This window comes from Burkholderia sp. MSMB0856 (assembly GCF_001524645.2).
In the GTDB taxonomy this organism is placed as follows: Bacteria; Pseudomonadota; Gammaproteobacteria; order Burkholderiales; family Burkholderiaceae; genus Burkholderia; species Burkholderia diffusa.
On sequence record NZ_CP013428.1, the window covers coordinates 1,213,408 to 1,232,656 of the forward strand.

At 63.0% G+C, this 19,249-nt stretch carries 3 protein-coding genes and 1 pseudogene; 3 read left to right on the plus strand and 1 reads right to left on the minus strand.

Going from position 1 to position 19,249, the window contains the following annotated elements; all coding sequences use genetic code 11:
- Positions 1–10 precede the first annotated feature (10 nt).
- From WS87_RS23050 to WS87_RS23060, 3 genes and pseudogenes are all read left to right on the plus strand, one after another.
- Positions 11–1,276: a hypothetical protein gene (locus WS87_RS23050; RefSeq protein WP_059819101.1), complete on the plus strand. Its 1,266-nt coding sequence runs from the start codon at positions 11–13 to the stop codon at positions 1,274–1,276.
- 21 nt (positions 1,277–1,297) lie between these two features.
- Positions 1,298–6,046 (plus strand): RHS repeat-associated core domain-containing protein, encoded by a 4,749-nt coding sequence (locus WS87_RS23055; protein WP_059819664.1) that lies wholly within the window; start codon positions 1,298–1,300, stop codon positions 6,044–6,046.
- A 278-nt stretch (positions 6,047–6,324) separates the two neighbouring features.
- Positions 6,325–6,714, plus strand: a pseudogene (locus tag WS87_RS23060) (helix-turn-helix domain-containing protein); the annotation flags it as partial.
- A 49-nt stretch (positions 6,715–6,763) separates the two neighbouring features.
- Here the strand turns inward: WS87_RS23060 and WS87_RS23065 are convergent.
- On the minus strand, positions 6,764–19,102 hold the full coding sequence (locus WS87_RS23065; protein ID WP_059819102.1) for an LWXIA domain-containing protein: 12,339 nt from the start codon (positions 19,100–19,102) through the stop codon (positions 6,764–6,766).
- Positions 19,103–19,249: the final 147 nt, after the last annotated feature.

Genomic DNA, 19,249 nt, shown 5'->3' on the forward strand with positions numbered 1-19,249 from the left:
GCTCGCACGAATGCAGAACTGGCAGCCGACCAATCCGATAGAACGCAGGTTCATGGATGCGCATACGGACTGGATGAGTTTCGCAAAAGAGCAGGATGCGCGCTTGATGATCTGGCAGACCGACGAGACGGATGCGGAACTCGTGCGGCTCTATTTTCAGGTTCAGGACGAGACGTCGTGTGCGGTCAGGACGATGCGCGCGTCGTTCGTCAATGAAGCGTGTTATGCGAAGGCGCTGACGGACGAACTCATTGCGTTCTATGACAGCCGGCGTGAAGGATCCGATGCGCATGGCGTGCGTGCCGATTGGCAAGCGCCGTACGACGGTGGCAAGAATCCGTTGCTGTATCTGTTCGCGGTTGCCGACAGCTTGATGCAGCACCATCCGGACGTTTTTCCGGCGATGGTGTTCGTACTGGAGCCGACGAAAGTGCGGGATGACACGGCATGGGTGCGATGGCTCGACGATTTGCTGTCGATCATTGCGGTCGCGCCGCAGCTTGCCGAGCGCGTGCGTTTTGTCGTGCCGCATATGGATATCGAGCCGTTTGCTGCGTTGATGCAACGGCATCGTGCCGCGGTGCGGGTCGTGCACGGCAAGTACTCGATGGCGAGCGTGCCGCGCGAATTGCTGGCGGAATCGGGCGAGCGCGGGCCGAGCGGTGAATTTCGACGGCATTTCGTGTTGCTGACCGAGATGATCGAACGCGGCAATCCGACTCGGCTGGAGGAATTACGCGCGGCTGCGCTGAAGGTTGCTGAGCGCGAGCAGTGGTTTGATCAGTGTGTTGTCGTGCATTTGATTGCGGGGGCGGCTTATCTGAAGTGGCGGGATCGGGAGCAGGCGATCGATGCGTATCGGAGCGCGGCCAGCAGCGGGATGCGTGCAGTTGAGGCTGGGCATCCGGCCGGACACAAGCTCATCGCGAACGGATTGTTCGGCGAGGCGAGCGTGCATTTGACGCATAAGGACTATGCGCACTCGGCTTATTGCTACGAGCGTGCGGTCGCGTCGACCACGGCGGCGAAGGATGGACTGATGACGGTCGAGGCGTGGCGGATGAGCGCCGTGTGCTGGGAGCGGGCAGGGGAGCGCGAACATGCGCTGGAGGCCGGATTCAATGCGCTCGATGCGGGATTGATGATCGACGAGCCGATGCGGGCGAACAGCAATCTGCCGATGGTCGTCGAATGGATGGTGTCGCGGCTGGGTGCTCAGGACCGCCGGCGCAACGCGTTGAGCGAGAAAGTCGCGGCGTTGCGTGGTGGGCGCTGAGCGCGAACGAGGGCTGAAATCGTGGCACTCCCGGCCGTCAAGCATCTCGATCCAGTCGTTGGCGTCGACGTTCATTCGGTACTGGTCACGCCCGGTACGCCACCCGTGTTCCTGCCGCACCCTCATGTCGGGTTCATGCTCGATCTGCGTGAGTACGTTCAAGCGGCAAAGGCCGTGGTCGGCTGCATTGCAATGATGATCGTGCAGGAGAAGGTGACCGAATACATCGAAGATCATCCCGAAGATGTGGAGAAGCTGGCGCATCTGGCCGATGAGGCGAACCAGCAGGTCAATGACTTGATGGGCGGCGGCAAGCTGCCGGACTTCAAGGACGACCCCAACGTCGCTGAGGGGATGCGGCTGGCGAAAGAGGCCAACAAGATCAAGAACCGCATAAGCGATGATCTTGGTTCGAACGTCGGGTCGGGGGGGAGCAGCGGCAGGCCGATTTTTGTGAACGGGATGATGCGGGCCACGGCCGGGACGCATGTGTATCACGTTCCCGGGTTGCATTTTCCTCTCGGGGAATCGTTTGCGCCGCCCGACAAAGTTGAACCGTCGAACGACGGGGAATCGTTCATGGGCAGCAAGACGGTGCTCGCCAACAACGATCCGATGTCGTACATGGCGCTAGAGGCGTTGAGTTGCTGGTCGGTCGGAATGGAGCCGCCGCCGCATAACAGCGCGCATACCGATCGGACTTATCCGTCGATGCCGAGTTCGGTGATGTTGCCGATTCCGGCAGGGCGGCCGGTTTTTGTGGGCGGGCCGCCGATCATGAATATGGCCGCTGCGGCGAAGGGCTTGTTCAAGGCGTTTCAGGGATCGAAGTGGGCGAAGGCGCTGGCGGATAAGCTGAAATTGAAGCCGGGGTTTTTGCGATGCAATGTGTTGAAGGCGGAACCAGTTCAAGTAACGACGGGTGAGGTTGTAGTTCAACAATGCGATTTTGTAATAAAGGGACGACTGTCATTGTCCTGGGATAGACATTACGCGAGTCATGCGCAACGTGTCGGAGTCATCGGTGCTCGTTGGCAAACACCTGCCGACATCCGACTCGATCTAATCAGGCAGGAGACTGGGATTGGGGCGGCTGTTCATTTCACTGATTGCACATCTGCTTTTGACACATTACCTGATAATCATGGCTGGTCGGCACGAGTCTACGATTGGCAACGGGGGGATGCACTCTATTACCTCGAAGATCGATTTGTACTGAGAAAACAAGATGGAATCGAATATGAATTTGTTTGCAGAAAAAAACCTCCCACCCTTATCAAAGAATCAACCGATGATCCAATATTGACGTCACCGATTTCTCGCATTTCAGATCTAAATGGTAATGCATGGGAATTTGAGCGGCAACGGAATGATAAACTCGCGCGCATTATCGAGTGGGCGAATGGCGCCCCAACAAAGCGATGGATTCGCTGTAATTCATGCACAAAATTTAATGAAAATTTAATCGAATCACTAATATTTAATGTCGGGGATGGCAAAGCATACTTACTTGCGAGCTATCAATATGACAGCGCCAGAAATCTGGTTGCCACTGTTGATGCAATGGCGCATTCACGCGAATTCGAATACACCGACGAAAATCGAATGATTCGCCACACTAGTGCCGCAGGCATTTCTTTCAATTACAGTTACCGACGAGGCGATGACAATGTTTGGCGTGTCGATCGAGCCTGGGGTGATGATGGGCTTTTGGATTATAACTTTACTTATGATCGGGCGCTAATGGAAACAAGAGTAACTGATTCACTTGGATACTTGACCATACTACAAATGAATGATCGCGAAATTCCTTTGGCTCAGATCGATGCACTTGGAGGAATAACAAGCTATCGATACGATGCTCAATGGCGCACGAGTGCAGAAATTGATCCGGCTGGGCGAATAAATATGTGGAAATATGATCGGCAAGGTCGCCTATTAGAAAGAACCTTGGTGGATGGCAGCGGCATTCGTTGTGGCATTCGCGCCGACGGAAGGTCAATGTGCGTGGAATATCCTGACAAACGGAAATGGCATTACGAGTGGGATGAATTTATAAATCTACGCACCATAAAAGATCCTTCGGGTTCCGTTTCACGTTACGAATACGACGCAACTGGTCAACTCGTAGCATATCGAGGTCCAGGCGGGGCAGTTACCAGTTTTGAATATGATAAAAACGGAAATGTATCTGCCATCGTAGATCATCTAAAAAACAGATTTGAATATCGATGTGATGAATTCGGAAATGTACTGCAAGTCTCCGATGCTAATGGCAGGATGAAATCCTACCAGCGCGACGCAAACGGAAACATCCTGAGAATAATTGAATCCAGTGGTCGTGAAGTATTTTTTGGCTACGACGTTGACGATAACCTGATAATGTTTCGCGATCCGTCAGGAAAAACCACCAAATTCGAATACACCGCAGCTGGAAAAATAAGTAAATTCATCATGCCCGACGGCAGCGCCATAAATTACAACTACGACACGGAGGCTCAATTAATTGGCGTAAGCAACGAATGTGGTGAGTCATATCAACTGCAGCGCGATGCATTAGGCAAAATTGTAAAGGAAATAGACTACTGGGGGCAGTGTACGACTTACGAATATAGCCCCGGAGGGGCAATAACAAAAAGTATTTGCCCATCCGGGGACGAAGTAAAGTACGAAACCGATCCATTCAATCGCGTGATAAAAAAACAGATTATCGGGCCGCTGGAGGGTGACGAATTAAAGGTCGAAATTTTCGAATTCGACATCACCGGAAATTTAGTTGCCGCAGAGAATTCCGATATCCGAATCGAAATTATCCGCGATTCAGTCGGGCGAATTATTGAGGAAAGGCAGGGGGGCGATTTTACGATAAAAAATACATATGATTCTGCCGGGAATCGAATTTTGCGTCGAACACGCCTCGACCTTGGAGATAAGGTCATTGCTCATTCAGTTCGTTACGGTTATGACGAAAAAGGAAATTTTAAGACTATTCAAGTTGATCACGGTGCGCCAATAACTATCGAGCAAAGTGCCGACGGACACCAAATTGTAGAGCAACTCGGCGCCACGTTAAGACGAGAGCAATCATATTCATCCGATGGATTGCTGGTCAAGCAAGCATTGTTTGCTGAGTCTGGAAGCATGTTCACAACAGAATATTCCTATGACAATAATCGCGATGTAATTGAAAAACGGGATGCAGGTCTTGCTATAGAGCGCTTCGAGTATGATCCGATGCGAAGGTTGTCGACGCATCTCGACTCACTGGGAAAAATTCATCGATTTCACTACGACTTCTGCGGGAATTTATTACAAATCGGGAGCAACCCCGTCAATCCAAATGAGATTACATCACCGAGTGCTCCAATTTCTGCGTGGGAACGAAAAAAAATATCCTCCTTCTGGAGGTGTACATTTAATCGAAATGGCAACATGGTGCGCAAATGCAATGACACATTCGATATGACGCTTCGATGGAATAGTGATGAACTGCTCACCGAAACAATTGCAACGAGTGCAAATTCGCTTGCCTCCCAAGGGGTGACATCTACAGTTCGCGCGGAATATATTTATGATCCGTTGCGAAGACGAATAGGTAAGCTCACGTATGAACCCAATTCCGATATAACGAACAATCGCATACAAACTAGAGATTGGCGGCTTATGTGTTCCAGTCGTTTTTTTTGGGACGGCGAGGTGCTCTTGGCCGAGCGCTCTCTCAAAGTTCAGGATATCCCATCGCCGACACGCAGTATTGTCTCGGGCGAAGCTAGAGAGTGGGTTTACTATCCGACATCGCATAGGCCGTTCATATGGATTCGCTGCCCTTATACCATTCATGCACGGCAACTCTCAACATTGCCGCATAATCTGTCGATGCCAACTGGAAAGCTATCCATTTTGGAAGAGTTATCTCATTTCTTCTATAACGATTGCAATGGTGCACCTTTGCGAGTCGTAAGCGATTTCGGCGATATCCTGTGGGAAACGAAATACGCTGCCTGGGGGCAAACCCATGATCAACGGGGAAACCTGGAGCAGCCGTTACGCTTGCAGGGCCAATATTTCGATCCTGAAAATGGGCTTCACTACAACCTACATCGTTACTATGACCCAGACCAAGGCGCATTTATATCCCAGGATCCGATTCGGCTATTGGGGGGGGTAAACCTGTACGCATTTTCTCCAAGTACCCTCAACTGGGTTGACCCTTTGGGATTGACGCCATGGGAAGATGGATACTCATCACCCCCGAATAAAGTAAAAGCAACGATCTCTATTCTAAGTCCCGGAGGAGCGTCAATATCTGGGGGAACTTACGAAAGTTTGAATTCAGAAGAACATGCCGAGTTAGTTGGAATGGCAAATCATTCAAATCAAATTCCAAAAAACACAGTCAGATTTGAAGATATTGAAGGATTTTATGGAAAAGGCTCGAAGAAAAACGGCGATAGAACAGAAGAATGGTTGGCTACAGGGGTTTGCACAATGGTATGCAGGCCCGCGATCTTTCATTCACTTAGCGAATTGGATGCGCGAGAGGTGGAGTTTCCCCAAATCACATCTCACGAGTTGCGGGGGATTATAACTGTGCCGGGAGAAGCACTGCAAGAGGCCCACAAAAAGATGGTAGCAATCAATAAAAGCGTCATAGAACGAATTTCTGAAGAAACTAAAAACTACAAAATGGTACGAGGACGTTGTGCGGCCCGCGATCAGTTGGCTTGGTTCGTCGAACGCGGTTTTTATGAAAAGCTTGGCCCCTCCTGAAATGTGTCGATTTTTTTAAGCGGAGAGCGGTCAAATCAAAGAGGTTGAGAGACGCAGGACTCGAAAGTACTCAGGCGGGAGCCGTACGGCGGCTGATCTGACGTACCGGACTTACCACAATACGATGCAGTGTTATTTAAGTTTACATAACGTGAATTATCGATAAGTTTTGTTGTAGTGGCTAAGTTGTAATGTCCGCTTCTAGCCAAGTTCAAATGTCCGCTTTTCGACTCATCGTAAGCTGATCGGCCGCTGGGAATCCAGCGCCGGAGGCTTTGATGGCTGCAACGGAACGGATCACGATGACGATGCGCGAGCTGGACAGATTCAAGGTCATTCAGGACGTCGCGGACGGCAAGCTTCAGCCGTGGCGCGCAGCCGAGCGACTCGGGCTGACAACGCGGCAGATTCGGCGACTGGTCGGCCGACTGCGTGAGCACGGGCCGCGAGGTCTCGTGTCTCAACGACGCGCGAAGCCCAGCAACAATCGATTGGACAGCACGACGGCTGACCGGGTGCAGTCGATCATCCGTGATCGCTACGCCGATTTTGGCCCGACGCTGGCCTGCGAGAAGCTCTGGGAATCCCACGAAATCCGGCTCGCCCAGGAAACGGTCAGGAGGCTGATGACGGGCGCTGGCTTGTGGCTCCCACGTCGACAGCGACCGCATATGCGCCGTGCGACGGCAAGACACCACCCGCGTTCCACCCGCCCCTTCACCCGACAATCACCTGCTGCCCCGGATTGATCTCCCCCGGATTGCTCGCCAGGTTCCGGTTAAGCTGCAGGATCTCGTTCAACGCGACGTTGATCCTCTGACCGTCCGACATCCGCTGCTGTTCGTCGGCCGGTATGCGAGCGGCTGCAAGCAACGATCCTTCGTGAGTTTCCGCAATGGTCCACAACGAATCGCCGGCGACGACGTTCACCGTCAGCGGAGTTGGCGTCGGGCTCGGCGAACCCGTCGACGGCTGCGCCGGTGAAGATTGCGTCCCCGACGGTTGCCCATTCGGCGTCGATGACGCGGACGGACTCGGCTGAGCCGCCGGCGCCGTCGTCGCCCCGGGCGTCGGTGAGAGCGAGGCCCCGGGCGTCGGCGTCGTGCTGCTGGAACCCGAAGGCGCCGGCGACGGACCGGAACCAGGATGCTTGTTCTTATCGTCCGATCCCGTCAACGCCGAGATCACGCCGTACCCCTGCATGATCCCGAAGATCGCCACCGGGAACAGCGCGATGCCGGTCGGCAAGCGCGCGAGCCACGGCGTGGCATTCGGGAATTGCGTATGCAGACGCCCGGCGCCCAGCAGCGCGCCGGACATTGCACCGAGCATGCCGGTCATCCCCTCGCCGAACGTATGCGCGGCCATTGCGCCGTGGATACCGCTTGCCAGACCGACGGCCGATGTCACGTAGTCGCCGGTCGCGCTCGCGATCCGCGCCAGCTGACTGCGATTCTCCGCATTCACGCCGCGCGAACCGCCCTTGTAGACGATGCCGGTAGAGATGGCGCTGATGATCCCGCCCAAAGCCTGCCCGCCGGCCAGCCCGTCGCCATGGAGGAACTTGGCGCCGTTGATCGTGATCGAGCCGCCGTACCCTCCCAGTGCGAGCAGCCGCCCGACCCGGCCAACCGAGTGCCGCGGGCTGCCATGGTGCAGCAGTTTCAGCGACGTCCCGCCGACCACGCCCTGCATCTGCGCGAGCATGTCGGCAGCGATCGCCTGCGTATGCGTCGCGGTTTCGTCGAACGACAGCGTCCCGTCCTCGTTGAGCGCGCGCAGCTGCGCGGCGGCAGCCTTGCCTTCGTGTGCAATCTGTTCGAGCTGCGTGCCGCGCGCGGCGGCGTCGAACCCGTTCGCCTTGAGTTGCTTCTGCAGCCCGCGCACGAGGCGGTCGACGGCCCGATCGAACGCGCGCGGATCACCGTTCTTCAGGCTGGCGACCGCGCCGTGATGCAGCGCCTGGAACACGCGACCGACCCGCAGGCCGGCGTACAGCGAATTCGTCGCGGTGCCCACGAATTCGTTGCCCGTCGCGACGAGCGCACCCGCGGCGGTCCCGCCGGTCAGTGTGGCCGTGGTCATTTCGCCGGCAACCCGCCGTCGCGACGGCGGGCGTCGGGTCGTGCCGATCGGCTCGTCGTGCACGCGCAGTGCGTGCAGCTCCGCCTGCGCGCGCTTTGCGTCGGGAATCTCGACCTTGGCGAGCTGTGCGGTCTCCCGCCGGCTTGTACCGATCGGCTTGGTGCCATCGTTGATCAGCGCGGGATCGCGCACGACCGCGCGCCAGTGTTCGGCCGGGTCCGCGGCGGATGGCTGCGCGCGCGTGGTCATGCGGTCGGGCACGCTGTCGCCGTATTGCTTCAGCCAGCGTGCGGAGAACGTGCGCGCGCCCTTCTCCGTCTTGTTGCCGGGCCCGTTGCCGTCGCCCTTCCAGTGTTCGGTCGCATGCTCGATCGTCGCCTTGCGCGCCTGGTTCAGCCATACGGTCGTGTTGCCTTCGTAGAGCTTCTGGCGCAGCGCGGCCACTTCGGCGGGCGTCATCCCTTGCGCGGCACCGATCCGCTCGACCTCCGCGAACAGCAGCTGATGCTGATTCGCCAGCGTCTGCCGGTCGACGCGCTCGAACACGCGCGTGAGCGCATCGGCACCGTGCAGGCGATCGATGATTTCCGGTCGCGCGCGGTTCTCGACGATCAGTTTCGCGAGCGCGCCGGTCAGGTCCTGGTTGCCGATGAAGTCGGCGCCGTGCGTGCCGAGCGACAGCCCGACGTGGACCCATTCGAGCCCCTCGCGCTCGAGCACGGCGCGCAACAGCTTCTCGTGCCCTGCGCCCGGCACCGATTCGGGCACCGCGTCCCAGCCGTGAAACGTGACCATCACGTTGGGCGCCGTCGTGTCGGGATGTTCGTTCGACCACTTCTCGAGCGCCGTCATGACGCGCACGTAGTCGTGGTATGCGTCGTTGGTGCCCGACTGGTACCGGTAGTCGGTGCCGGACACGAGCGCGCGCGACGGCGCCGTTTCGAGTCGGATCGCGAAGCCGGTGCGCGCCGCCTCGTCGAGCCAGCGATTCAGGTGTGCGAGATGATCGAGCGCGAGCGCCGTCCCGTCCGTGCCGGGCGCCGGATGAATCATCCCGTTCTCGCCGTCGAACACGGCGTGCTTCTGGTCGCCGAGCGCCTTCACCGCGCGCAGGAAATCCGGATCGTGCGCCTTGCCGAGCACGGCCGCGAGCAGATGCGGATCGACCACGAGCGTGACGACCGGCGTCACACCGCCGTATTGCTCGACGATCTTGCGCATCAGCGCCGGATCGTCGCTCAGCGACAGCGAACGTGCCATCGGCACCATGCGGTCTTGCAACGCTTCGCTCGAGCGCGTGAAGAAATACCGGATCCGCTGATCGGCGACGGTGGCCGCGCCCAAGCGCCGGGTGCGCGCGCGCAGCTTGCCCGGCACCGGCAGGAAGCGCGACGCCGACGTCGACACGTCGCGCCCGACATACAGCTTGTTGAGCAGCGTGCGCCACATGCCGGGGTCGACCATCACGGCCTGCGGCTCGCCCTTCAGCACGAGATTCACGTTGCCGGCGCGCTGTGCCTGCTTGTTGTAGGCCTCGATCTGGTCGTGCGTCGCGAAATAGTGCTCGGTCTTCGCGGCACCGTTGCGCAGGTTGAACGCGACGACGGTCGACGACGACAGCCCGGGCTGGTACGGCTCGATCGACAGCGGCGCGGGTGCGGTGCCGCTGCGCCGCAAGCGCTGCAAGTCGTTCAGCACCTCGTTGTAACCGTGCCGTGTCCGGGCCGCGAGCGCCCTGAACGGCGCCGAATGCTGGCCACGCGCTTCCGCGTCGGTCAACTGCTCGCGCAACGCCTTCGCGCGCGCCTCGAGCGCCGCGACACGCGTCGGCCGCGCACTCCGCATGAACGCGCGCGGCGGCAGTTGCGTGAGCAAGAAATGCACGTCCGTGCCGAACCGGTCGTTGCCGATCGGCATTTCGTCGAGCGGTATGCCCTGATGATTCGGGTTGTTCGCGTGCCGGACCGCGTCGAACCACCGCATCTCGCCGTTGCGCGCGGCGATCACGCCGACCGGATCGTCGAGCGCCTCGGCCACGGCGCTGTCCGTCCTGAACACGTAGATCACGTGCTGGTTGCCGTCGACCGCACCGTTCCGGATCGCGGTCAGCAGGTGCGGCACGCTGTTGCCGCTGAAATCGACCGCGTTGAGCGCGGATGTGCTCGACGGCAGCAAGTGCGGATCGACCGGTGGCCGCGTTGCCGTGTTGCTTTCACTCCCCTGCTCCGCCTGCGTGAGCGGCCGGCGAAGCGGCACCTTCGACTGGAAAAGATCGCCGAGCGAACGGTGCGGCGGTTTCTCTGCCGCGGTGGCTTCCTTCACCGGCCGGAAGCCGCCGATTCGATCGACGGTTTCCGGCTTGACGTCGCTGACGACGAACCGGATGCCGCGTCGCGGTGAGCGCAGGACCGGAATGCCGCCCCTGCGCCGTCGCCGGAACACCGTGCGCAGATCCTGCTCGGGAATCTCGGTATCGCCGAGCGGCGCCTTCTCGTAGTACTTCCATTCGTGGTTCGTGTTGCGCTCCGCGTAGCCGAGCACCTTGCCCGTCTCGTCTTCGACCACGTGAATCCAGCGCTGCTCTCCTTCGACGGCTCGCACGGCCTGACGCGGCCGCTTGAAACCCGGTGCGTCGTGCAGTTTCGCCACCTCTGCGGCGAGCGCGGTGTCGACCGGATGCCCCGACGCGGTCACGGACCACGACGACTTGCCGTCCCGCGTCTCGATCTTCGACGCGCCGCCGAACTGCATCAGCTCGTCGTGCGCGACCGGCGACACGAAGAAATCGAACTGACGGCGTGCCGTGCGTCCGCTGCTGCCGGTCTTCACGAGCGCCTTGCGCAGCGCGCGCGGCACGCGCTTGCCGTCCAGCATCCGCACGGGGCCGAGTGCGCCGTGCTCGTCCGTCTCGAGCACCGCGACGAATGCCGGCGCCGCGTGTTCGGCGTCGGCGGCGGGCGCGTCGGTATGCGCGGTGATCAGCACGTGCGCGTTCGGGCCGAGCTGGCGCCCCAACCCGTCGAGCGTCGGCGCGCGCTGGCCGTCGACGCGCGTGAGCGTGCGCCGGCCGAGGCTGTCGAGCCAGGTCGCGGCAACCGCCTGCGGGTCGCTCGCTTCGGCCACCGCGGCGCCCTCCGGCACGGCCGGCGGGTTCGCATGACCGGATACGGCGGCAGGCGCCGCCGCGCCGGACGATTCGCCGGCCGTACCCGCAAGGCGGCCGGCCGCCGGCCCCGCGTGGCCGATCGTCGGCCAGGTCGGGCGGCCGTCGGTCGCCCCGACCGCACGCATGCCGCCCGCGTGGACGGCCGTATAGCCTTCCGGCAAGCCCGAGCGATCGATGCCGACGAGCCGGTACGACACCTCGCCGGTCGCCGCGTCGCGGGTGCGCACGACGTACATGTCGACGCCGGCGGGCTTGACCAGTTCGCCGCCATCGGGCGTGGTGATGCGCAGCGCGCGAGCCGGATCGTGGCCGAGCGCCGACAGCAGCACCACGTCGGTCGGTGCCGCGCCCTCGACCGCGGCGAGGTTCGCGGACGCGCTGGCCGCGACGCGCTCCTGCGGCGTCAGGTTGCCCTGTGCGAGCGCGGTGCCGTCCGGCAACGCGTCGGTTTGCACGTAGGCGTGGTTCCGTGGGCCGGTATGCGCGGCATCGATTGCCTGCCCGAGATCGTCGTGCGCGACCGTCCGCGCGCCTTCCGGCAACGCGAGCCGGGCATCGGCCGCCGAACGGACCGGCGCGTGCGTAGCGGCGGTAGCCGGTGCATCGGGCACCGTGCCGCTGAACCGGAACCAGCCGTCCTCGGGATCGAGCGCGCCGAAATCGGTGCCGCTGCCGAGTTCGATGCTGCCGTCGTGCGTCACGAATTCCACGCGCAGGTTGGTCAGCCCGGCCGCGTCGAACGCCTGCATCACCCCGTCGATCACGCGGGTCGGTTCGGGGCCGTCGAGGAAGTAGCTCGGCCAGCGCTGGCTCACCGTGCCGCCGGGTTGCGTCACGCGCGCCGCGTCGCCGATCACGCCGGGCCGGTCGGCCAGCGCGGTGCGGAACGGATGATCGAGCGTGACCGATTCGAACGTGTCGTCCGGAATCGCGGTGAAATCGTAGTCGGGATCGGCAAACGTCGGATCGGCCACGCGCGGCACCGTCGGGCGCGGCGGCGGATCGCCGAGCGGGCGCGACGCGGTACGTGCGGTCGTCGCGGCCGGTTCCGCGTCGCGGCCCGCGGGGAGCGCCGGCCGGCCCACGCGAGCCGGATCGCCACGGAAGCTTTGCATCGGCAGGCGATCCTTGTCGACCTGGCCGGTCAGTCGCGTGCCACGCACGGTGGTCGAACCGTCGGGCTCGACGAGCAGGATGTCCGGCGGCGCCCAGACCGATGTCGGCCGTCCGGTCAGCTCGGACAGGCGCTGCGCGAGTGCCGCCGCGAAGGTCGTGCTGGCCGCTCGTACTTGCCCGGGCGCGATGCGCAACGGATCGTGCTTGTTCGAACCGCCGAAGCACGAATACAGCGTGACGTCCTGCCCCGGTTCGAGATGCGGCGCCACGCGCTCGGCCACCTCGTCGGGCGTGAGCGGACGGCCTTCCGGGCCCAGCATCGCGTCCGCCGATATCCCGTGGCCGAACACGACGTGATGGCCGGGCGGCGACATCAGCCCGCGCGCGCCGATCGGATGGAGCGGATCGTCGGGCGGCATCAGCAGCGTATCGGCCGGACGCAGGAACTCGGGATGTTGCGTCGCGTCGACGCCGGTCACGTCGTCGAACCCGGGCTGCAGCACCGACTGACCATGAACCGTCGTCGTGATGACGCCGTCGTTGGCGATCCGGCGGTCCGTATAGACGCGGCTGATCTTCGGATAGATTTTCTGCGTTTTCCCCGACAGGCCGTCGTCGGCCTCGGCTTCGGCGGCCTGCTCGACGTGTGTGGCCCATTCGTCGGCCGTGAAGATCTGCCCCGGCCCGACTTCGACGATCGGAGTCGGCTCGTAGACGGGCGGTTCGCCCGGTTCCGCATCCGGGGCCAGCCGCGGATGCGCGGGCCCGCCCGGCGTCACGCCCTGGCGTCCGCCATCGCCTTGCGTACCGCCGGCGCCGCGTCGGCCGCTGTCCGAGTCCGGATCGATCTGCGCGTCGATCGCGCGCACCGGTTCGACCGGTGCATCGCCATGCACGGCCGTGCGCGCCACCGGTTCGCCACGCTGGGCGAACACCATCGGCGGATCGCTCGCGTCGGGCGCCTCGGGCAAATGCAGATAGAGCCGCGTCGCGACGTCGGGATCGTTTGCCGGCAGGATGATCTTGTCGTCGATCGGATACAGTTCCAGCGCACCGGTGCCGCGCACGGAGTTGGACGTGATCGACGCGATCACGGGCACCTGCAGTTCGTACGCGAGTTCCTGCGCGAACGAATAGCCGCCGGCGCCGAGATAGCAGCCCGTCAGCAGCACGCCGTTGCCTTCCGTATAGGCCGGATCGTCGAGCAGCTTGCGCGCGAATTGCCGCGGCGAAATCGTCTTGCCGCCTTCCGTGACGGCGGCCGCGCTGTCCAGCGTCACGTCGCGCGGCGCCGTGCCGTGCGACTCGGCGATGTCGAACCCCGACACCTTCAGGAACTGGCGCGCGGTCGCATGGCCGAGCAGGTTCACGATGCTCGAACCCGGCACGGGTCGCAGTTCCAGAGGATTGATCCGAATCGGCTGCGCGCCGCCCGGCGAGAACTTCCCGTTCACGTCGGGCTCGATCTCGAAGCGCGCAAGCCGGCGGCCCGGATTGGGCAGCGCCCGCCGCCATCCGGCCGCGTCGTCGTCGCCCAACCGGCCGAATACCGGCGCCTGGATCAGATCCGCGAATTCCTGCAGCAACTCGGGATTAGCGCCGCTGTGCGGCCCCTCCAGCGCGATCGGCGTGCCCGGCGTATAGCCCTTCCACGCCAGCTCTTCCAACGCATGCGTCATCTCGAGCGCGCTGGCCGACCGGCCGCTGCGCGGATTGATGATCGAGCCGCGTTTCGTCAACAGGCGCCACACGTACACGCCGATCGGCACGCGCGCATCGCCCGTGGTGGCGCTGCCGCCCCACTGGTTCGATACCGGCCGCGGCGCGACGCTGCTCCAGTTGACCGGATGCGCCCCCTGGTCGATGACCGCCAGCGCCGGCGAGAACCGGTACGTACGCGGTTCGCCGCTGACCGAATGGTCCGGCACGCCGGCCTGATCGGGCGCGCCGGGCTCGATCAGGATGCCGCCCGTATAACCGGAGTCGGGGCTGCCGTCGGCCCGATAGCGCGGCGAACGCCATGCGACGAAACCGCTTGCGCCGTACACGTCCACGCCCAGCACGTTCGCGAGCAATTGCGCGAGCGGACTCACGCGCGTGCCGGCGCCGCACGCATAAAGAATGACCGGCGACTTGCCGTCCCAGCCGCTCTGGCGAATCAGCGCGGCCATGTCTTCGGCGCTCATCGCCTTGCCGGTCGCGCTCGCGAAGGCGTCGGCCCATGCATGCGCGTACACGGCGAAGTAGCCGGGCGGCACCGGCATCAACGGCCGCTCGCCCGCCGGCAGCCGGTTCTCGGGCTGGCTCGGGTTGTCCGAATAGATCGCGAGGTCGGCTTCGCGGCGCGGATACGCAGCCCACTGCGTTTCGCGCATGCCGAATGGCGCGTTGATCACGTCGACGCGCCGGCCGCCCTCGTAGCGAATCAACGGCTTCTGCGGATCGAAGCCGCGCGGGTACACCACACGCAGCGCGCGGTCGTACGCATCGTTCATCGACAGCTTGAATGCATCGCCGGCGTCGGTCAGCCCGACGTGGCCGACCACCGCTTCGGGCGGCACCGAGCCGTCCGCGGCGAGCGCGCCGTGATCGACCAGCGCAATCCGGTAGCGGCCGCCCGCCACGCCGTCGGCGCCGACCATCAGCGCGTCGTGATACGTCGTGTAGCGCGTCACGCCGATCGTGCCGCCTTCGTCGGGCGCAATCGCCGCCCGCGCCTTTGCATCGTCGGCCGCGTTCGCGCGCCGCTGGTCCGCCCGCGCCGCGCTCAGGTCGTCGACGATGTTGCCCTTTTCGGTCGCGGGCAGCCCGTGTTCCTCGGGGTTGCGTACGTTACCTTCCGGGTCCTCCAGCGCGTACACGTAGTACTCGACGTCCTCGAGCCGGTTGCCGCTCTCGATGATTCCACCGACCACCTCGCTCAGCATCGCCGGATCGGCCGCCACATGCGCGGGGATCTCCCAGGACGCCGGATGCGCGCCGTTTGCCGGCATGCCGGCCCTGGCTGTCGATGCAACGTCGCCAGCCAGCGCATCGGCGACGGCCGGCGTCGCTTCGCCGTCGGGCGCGAGCCGCGGCACGATCGCGGCATCGTCCGGCGTGCCCTGCATGCGGTGTGCACGAAACCACGACGCGATGCGCGCCCGCAGCCCCTTGTCGGCCGGCGCGACCGCGCCGCCGTCGTCGACCGGTTCGCCGAAGCTGTTCGCCTGCTCCTCCGCGTGCTGCCACGGATTGCCGATCTCGCCGACCGCGAGACGCTGGTTCGCCAGCCCGTTGCCGTACAACGTATCGACGACGTTGATCGCGACCGGCCGCGACATCGTCGACGGTGCGGGCGTCTTCGTGATCGCGCGAATCGGCCGCTCCATCAGCGTGTGCGAGCCGAGCCCCATCTGCGCGATGCCGATGCCGAGGTTGAGCAATTGCTGCGCGCGATCGGAATCGGACATCGCGTCCCAGTTCTTGACCAGCGACACGCTCTGATCGGCCATCTGGTAGCCGCCGATCACGCCGCCCGTGACATTGAATACGCCGGCGGTCTTGCCCGTCGTCTGCGCGAGCGACTGGAACGCGTCGGCTTCCTGCGTGAAACGGCCGAGACCGGCCACGTCGGCCGCGGCGCCGTCGCCGCGCGATGCGACCGTCAACAGGTCGGAGACCCGCCCCGTCGTGCGCAGCAGCGACGATGCCTCCGCGAGCGACTTCGCCGCCACGCCGAGCCCGCCGCCGGCGATGCCCGCGCCGCTGCCGATCAGGCTGATCCAGTCGCCGCGCGCCTGTTCGTTGCCGAAGCCGATCGACTGGCCGTGATCGCTCAGGTTCTTCAGGTCGCCGATCGCGGCAGGCACGCCGACGGCCATGCCCGCGCCGACGGCAGTCCACGCGGCACCGAGCATCAGGCCGCCGACCGGCGCCCCGATGCCGCTCGCGACCAGCACGACGCCACCGGCCGCGGCAAGAATGCCGGCGCCCATTTCGAGGATGTGTTCGGCGTGCTGGTACCACTCCGTCTTGTGCGCATCGATCGGCTGGTATTGCGAGAAACCGCCGGACGCCGGACCGTTCGTCAGGCTTTTCGGCACGTACAGCTTGCCGTCGTCGGACAGCGCATTGTTGTGCTGATAGTCGTCGACGGAGTCGTACTTCCAGCCGCGATCGTCGATCAGCTTGTACTGGTCCGGATGCCCCTCCACCTGCACCTTGAACAGCGCGCTCGGCGCGGTGCCGGTCCCCTTCGACACGTAGTAGATCGGCACCAGCGACACAACCGCGTGGTCGCCGCCGACCTTGCGGATCTGATCGACGACGGTCTGGATCATCTGAGTCGCGGCCGAATTCCTCGCGTACAGCGACTGACTGTTAACCGCCGTGCCATTCTGCAACTGCCCGTTGCCGACGATCAGTTGCTCGAGCATCGCCATCGACGGCACGTCGTTCCGGTCGGTCGGCGTCACGCCCGGGTCGTCCGGCTGAATCCCGAGCCCGGCGCCGACGAAGTTCGTCATCTGATTGGAGCCGGTGGTGAACGTATAGGACTTGTCGTCGAAGTGCTTCTGGAAGTCGTCGAAATACGCCTTCAGCTGCTTGTCCGGATCGGCCTGGAACAGCTTGTAGCTGGCGTTGGCGGTGTCCTTGTTCTGCTTGTCCTGGGCATTCTTCGTGCCCTGGTCGTAACGCAGCTGGAAGTCGTTCGCGAAGCCGGAACGAAACCGGTCGTCGTTCTGCATCTTCGACAGCAGCGCCTTCGACAACGTCGGGTCGACGCCCGACGACAGCGCCTGCCGCACGCCGTCGAACCCGTAGCCGGCGTCGCCGCCGCGCAGCGTATAGATCATCGTCTTCGCGTTGCCGTTGGCGTCGAGCAGCCAGCTCGCGACGTCGTCCTCGCGATGCACGGGCGCGCCGCTCGCGGTCGGCTGCTGATCGGCGAGCCCGACCGCCGTGCTGAGGCCCTTATAGAACTCGATGCCGTCGCCGTAAGGCTGCGGCCTGCCCGTGTTCGACTGCGTCCACTTGTTGCCGAAATCCTTCTCGACCGTATCGAGCACGACGCCCGCGAATTCGGGCGGCGCATTGGCAAGGATGTCCTGCATCCACTTGCCGGCCTTGTCGGCATTCATCCGGCCGTCGACACGTGCCTGCATGCTGGCCTGGTCCGTCGCTTGCGAATCAGGCTTCTGCATCAGCGGATCGATCTGCGAATGGATGAAGTTCGCGTTGAAATGCGGCTGGCCCGCCTGCGTCCACAGCGCCTGGCGTTCGTCCAGCGAGAACGACGCGTTCATGTTGGTCTTCAGCACCTGAAGCGCCGCGCCCGGATTGCTGCCCGGATTCTCCATCAGCCGCGCGACCTGCTGCTTCGTGTACTGCAGCCGCACCTCGGGCGCCGCCGCGAGCAGCGTCTGGATCTTCTGATAACCGGGATTGTTCTTGTCCGCCTGCGCCTTCGCCATCGCATACGCGAACACGCCGCCCGCCTGGTTGATCTGCGCGTTCAGTGCGTTGGCGTCCGCGTCGCTCAGGCCGTCCGTGCCGACCTTGATACCCGTCAGCTTGACGAACGCCTCGGCGAGCGGATTCTGCTGGACGAGGAGCTTCTCCTGCGACGACAGCTTCGGATCGTTCGGATCGACGGTCACACCCGTGTCCTGCATCAGCGCGAACGTGACCGGGTCGGACTGCGCGAGCTGTTTCATCTGCGGCGACAGCGACGGATCGTCGGGATTGATCGTCGCGATCGTGCGCTTGAGCTGGCTCTCCTCGCCCAGCGCGTCGACGAGGCCGGTGTACCACATGCCGTCGTGATTCTGCTTCACCGACGCGACGACCTGCTTCTGCTCGTCGGCCGTCACGTAGGTCAGCGCGGTGTCGTCGCCGCCCGTCACGACCTTGTCGTACTGGTTCTGCGCCTGCGACAACGCCTGCGTGATGTCGGCCTCGTCGGCGCGGCGCAATCCGCCGGGCTCCTTCTGCCACGCCGCATAGTCGGCCTTCGCGTCGTTCAGGCGCAGCGTCGCGGCCGACGTGCTGTATTCGTGGCGCAATGCGGTGGTGAGCGCCGTGTAGGCGTCGTTGGCGTTCGTGTCGGCCGTGGTGGCCGCCTGGCGCAATTGCGCGCCGGCGTCGGGATCGGCGCGCCGGATGCCGCCCGGCAACGCGTTGTAGCGCTGCACGTCGGCGTTCGCGTCCTGATCCTTCTGCATCGCCACCGCGAACTGGAACGCCTTCACGTTGGTCGCCCGCTCGGGCACGGATTCGGCCGACACCGCCTTTTGCGCATCGTCGAGCACCGAGCCGAGCACCGGATCGTTCGGCGACGCATTGCGCAGATCCGATGCCACGCCCGCGATCGCCTTGTTCGTGTCGCCGCCGCCGTCGGCCGCGACGCGCATCTGGTTCTCGACCGCCGCCTGCACCGAGCCCCATGCGGCTTCGGCCTTCTTCACCTGGTTGTCGAGATCGGCCTGCGACGCGCCATGGTCGTGCAGACGCTTGAGCGCCGCCATTTCGGCCTGCGCGAGCTGCAGCAGGCGCTGCGTCTCGGCCTGCGCGGCCGCGAGGGCCTGCTGCTCCGGCGTCTGGGCCGGCGGGGCGCTGCCGGCCCCGTTCGTCGGTGCCGGATTGTCGTCATTCTGCGGCTGCGGCACGTTCACCGGTCCGCCCCCGCCCACAGCCATCAACACCATATTCGTTCTCCCGCGGCATGCGTGACGTGCCGGCACAGCGGCAGGCGGGCCACGCGCAATAGTCCATTGTGCAGAACGGCCGCGCGTGAAAAAGTCGCGCATTACGTAGTCGCCGGTCGGGTTGCGGCGGCAAGGGAAGGTTCATGC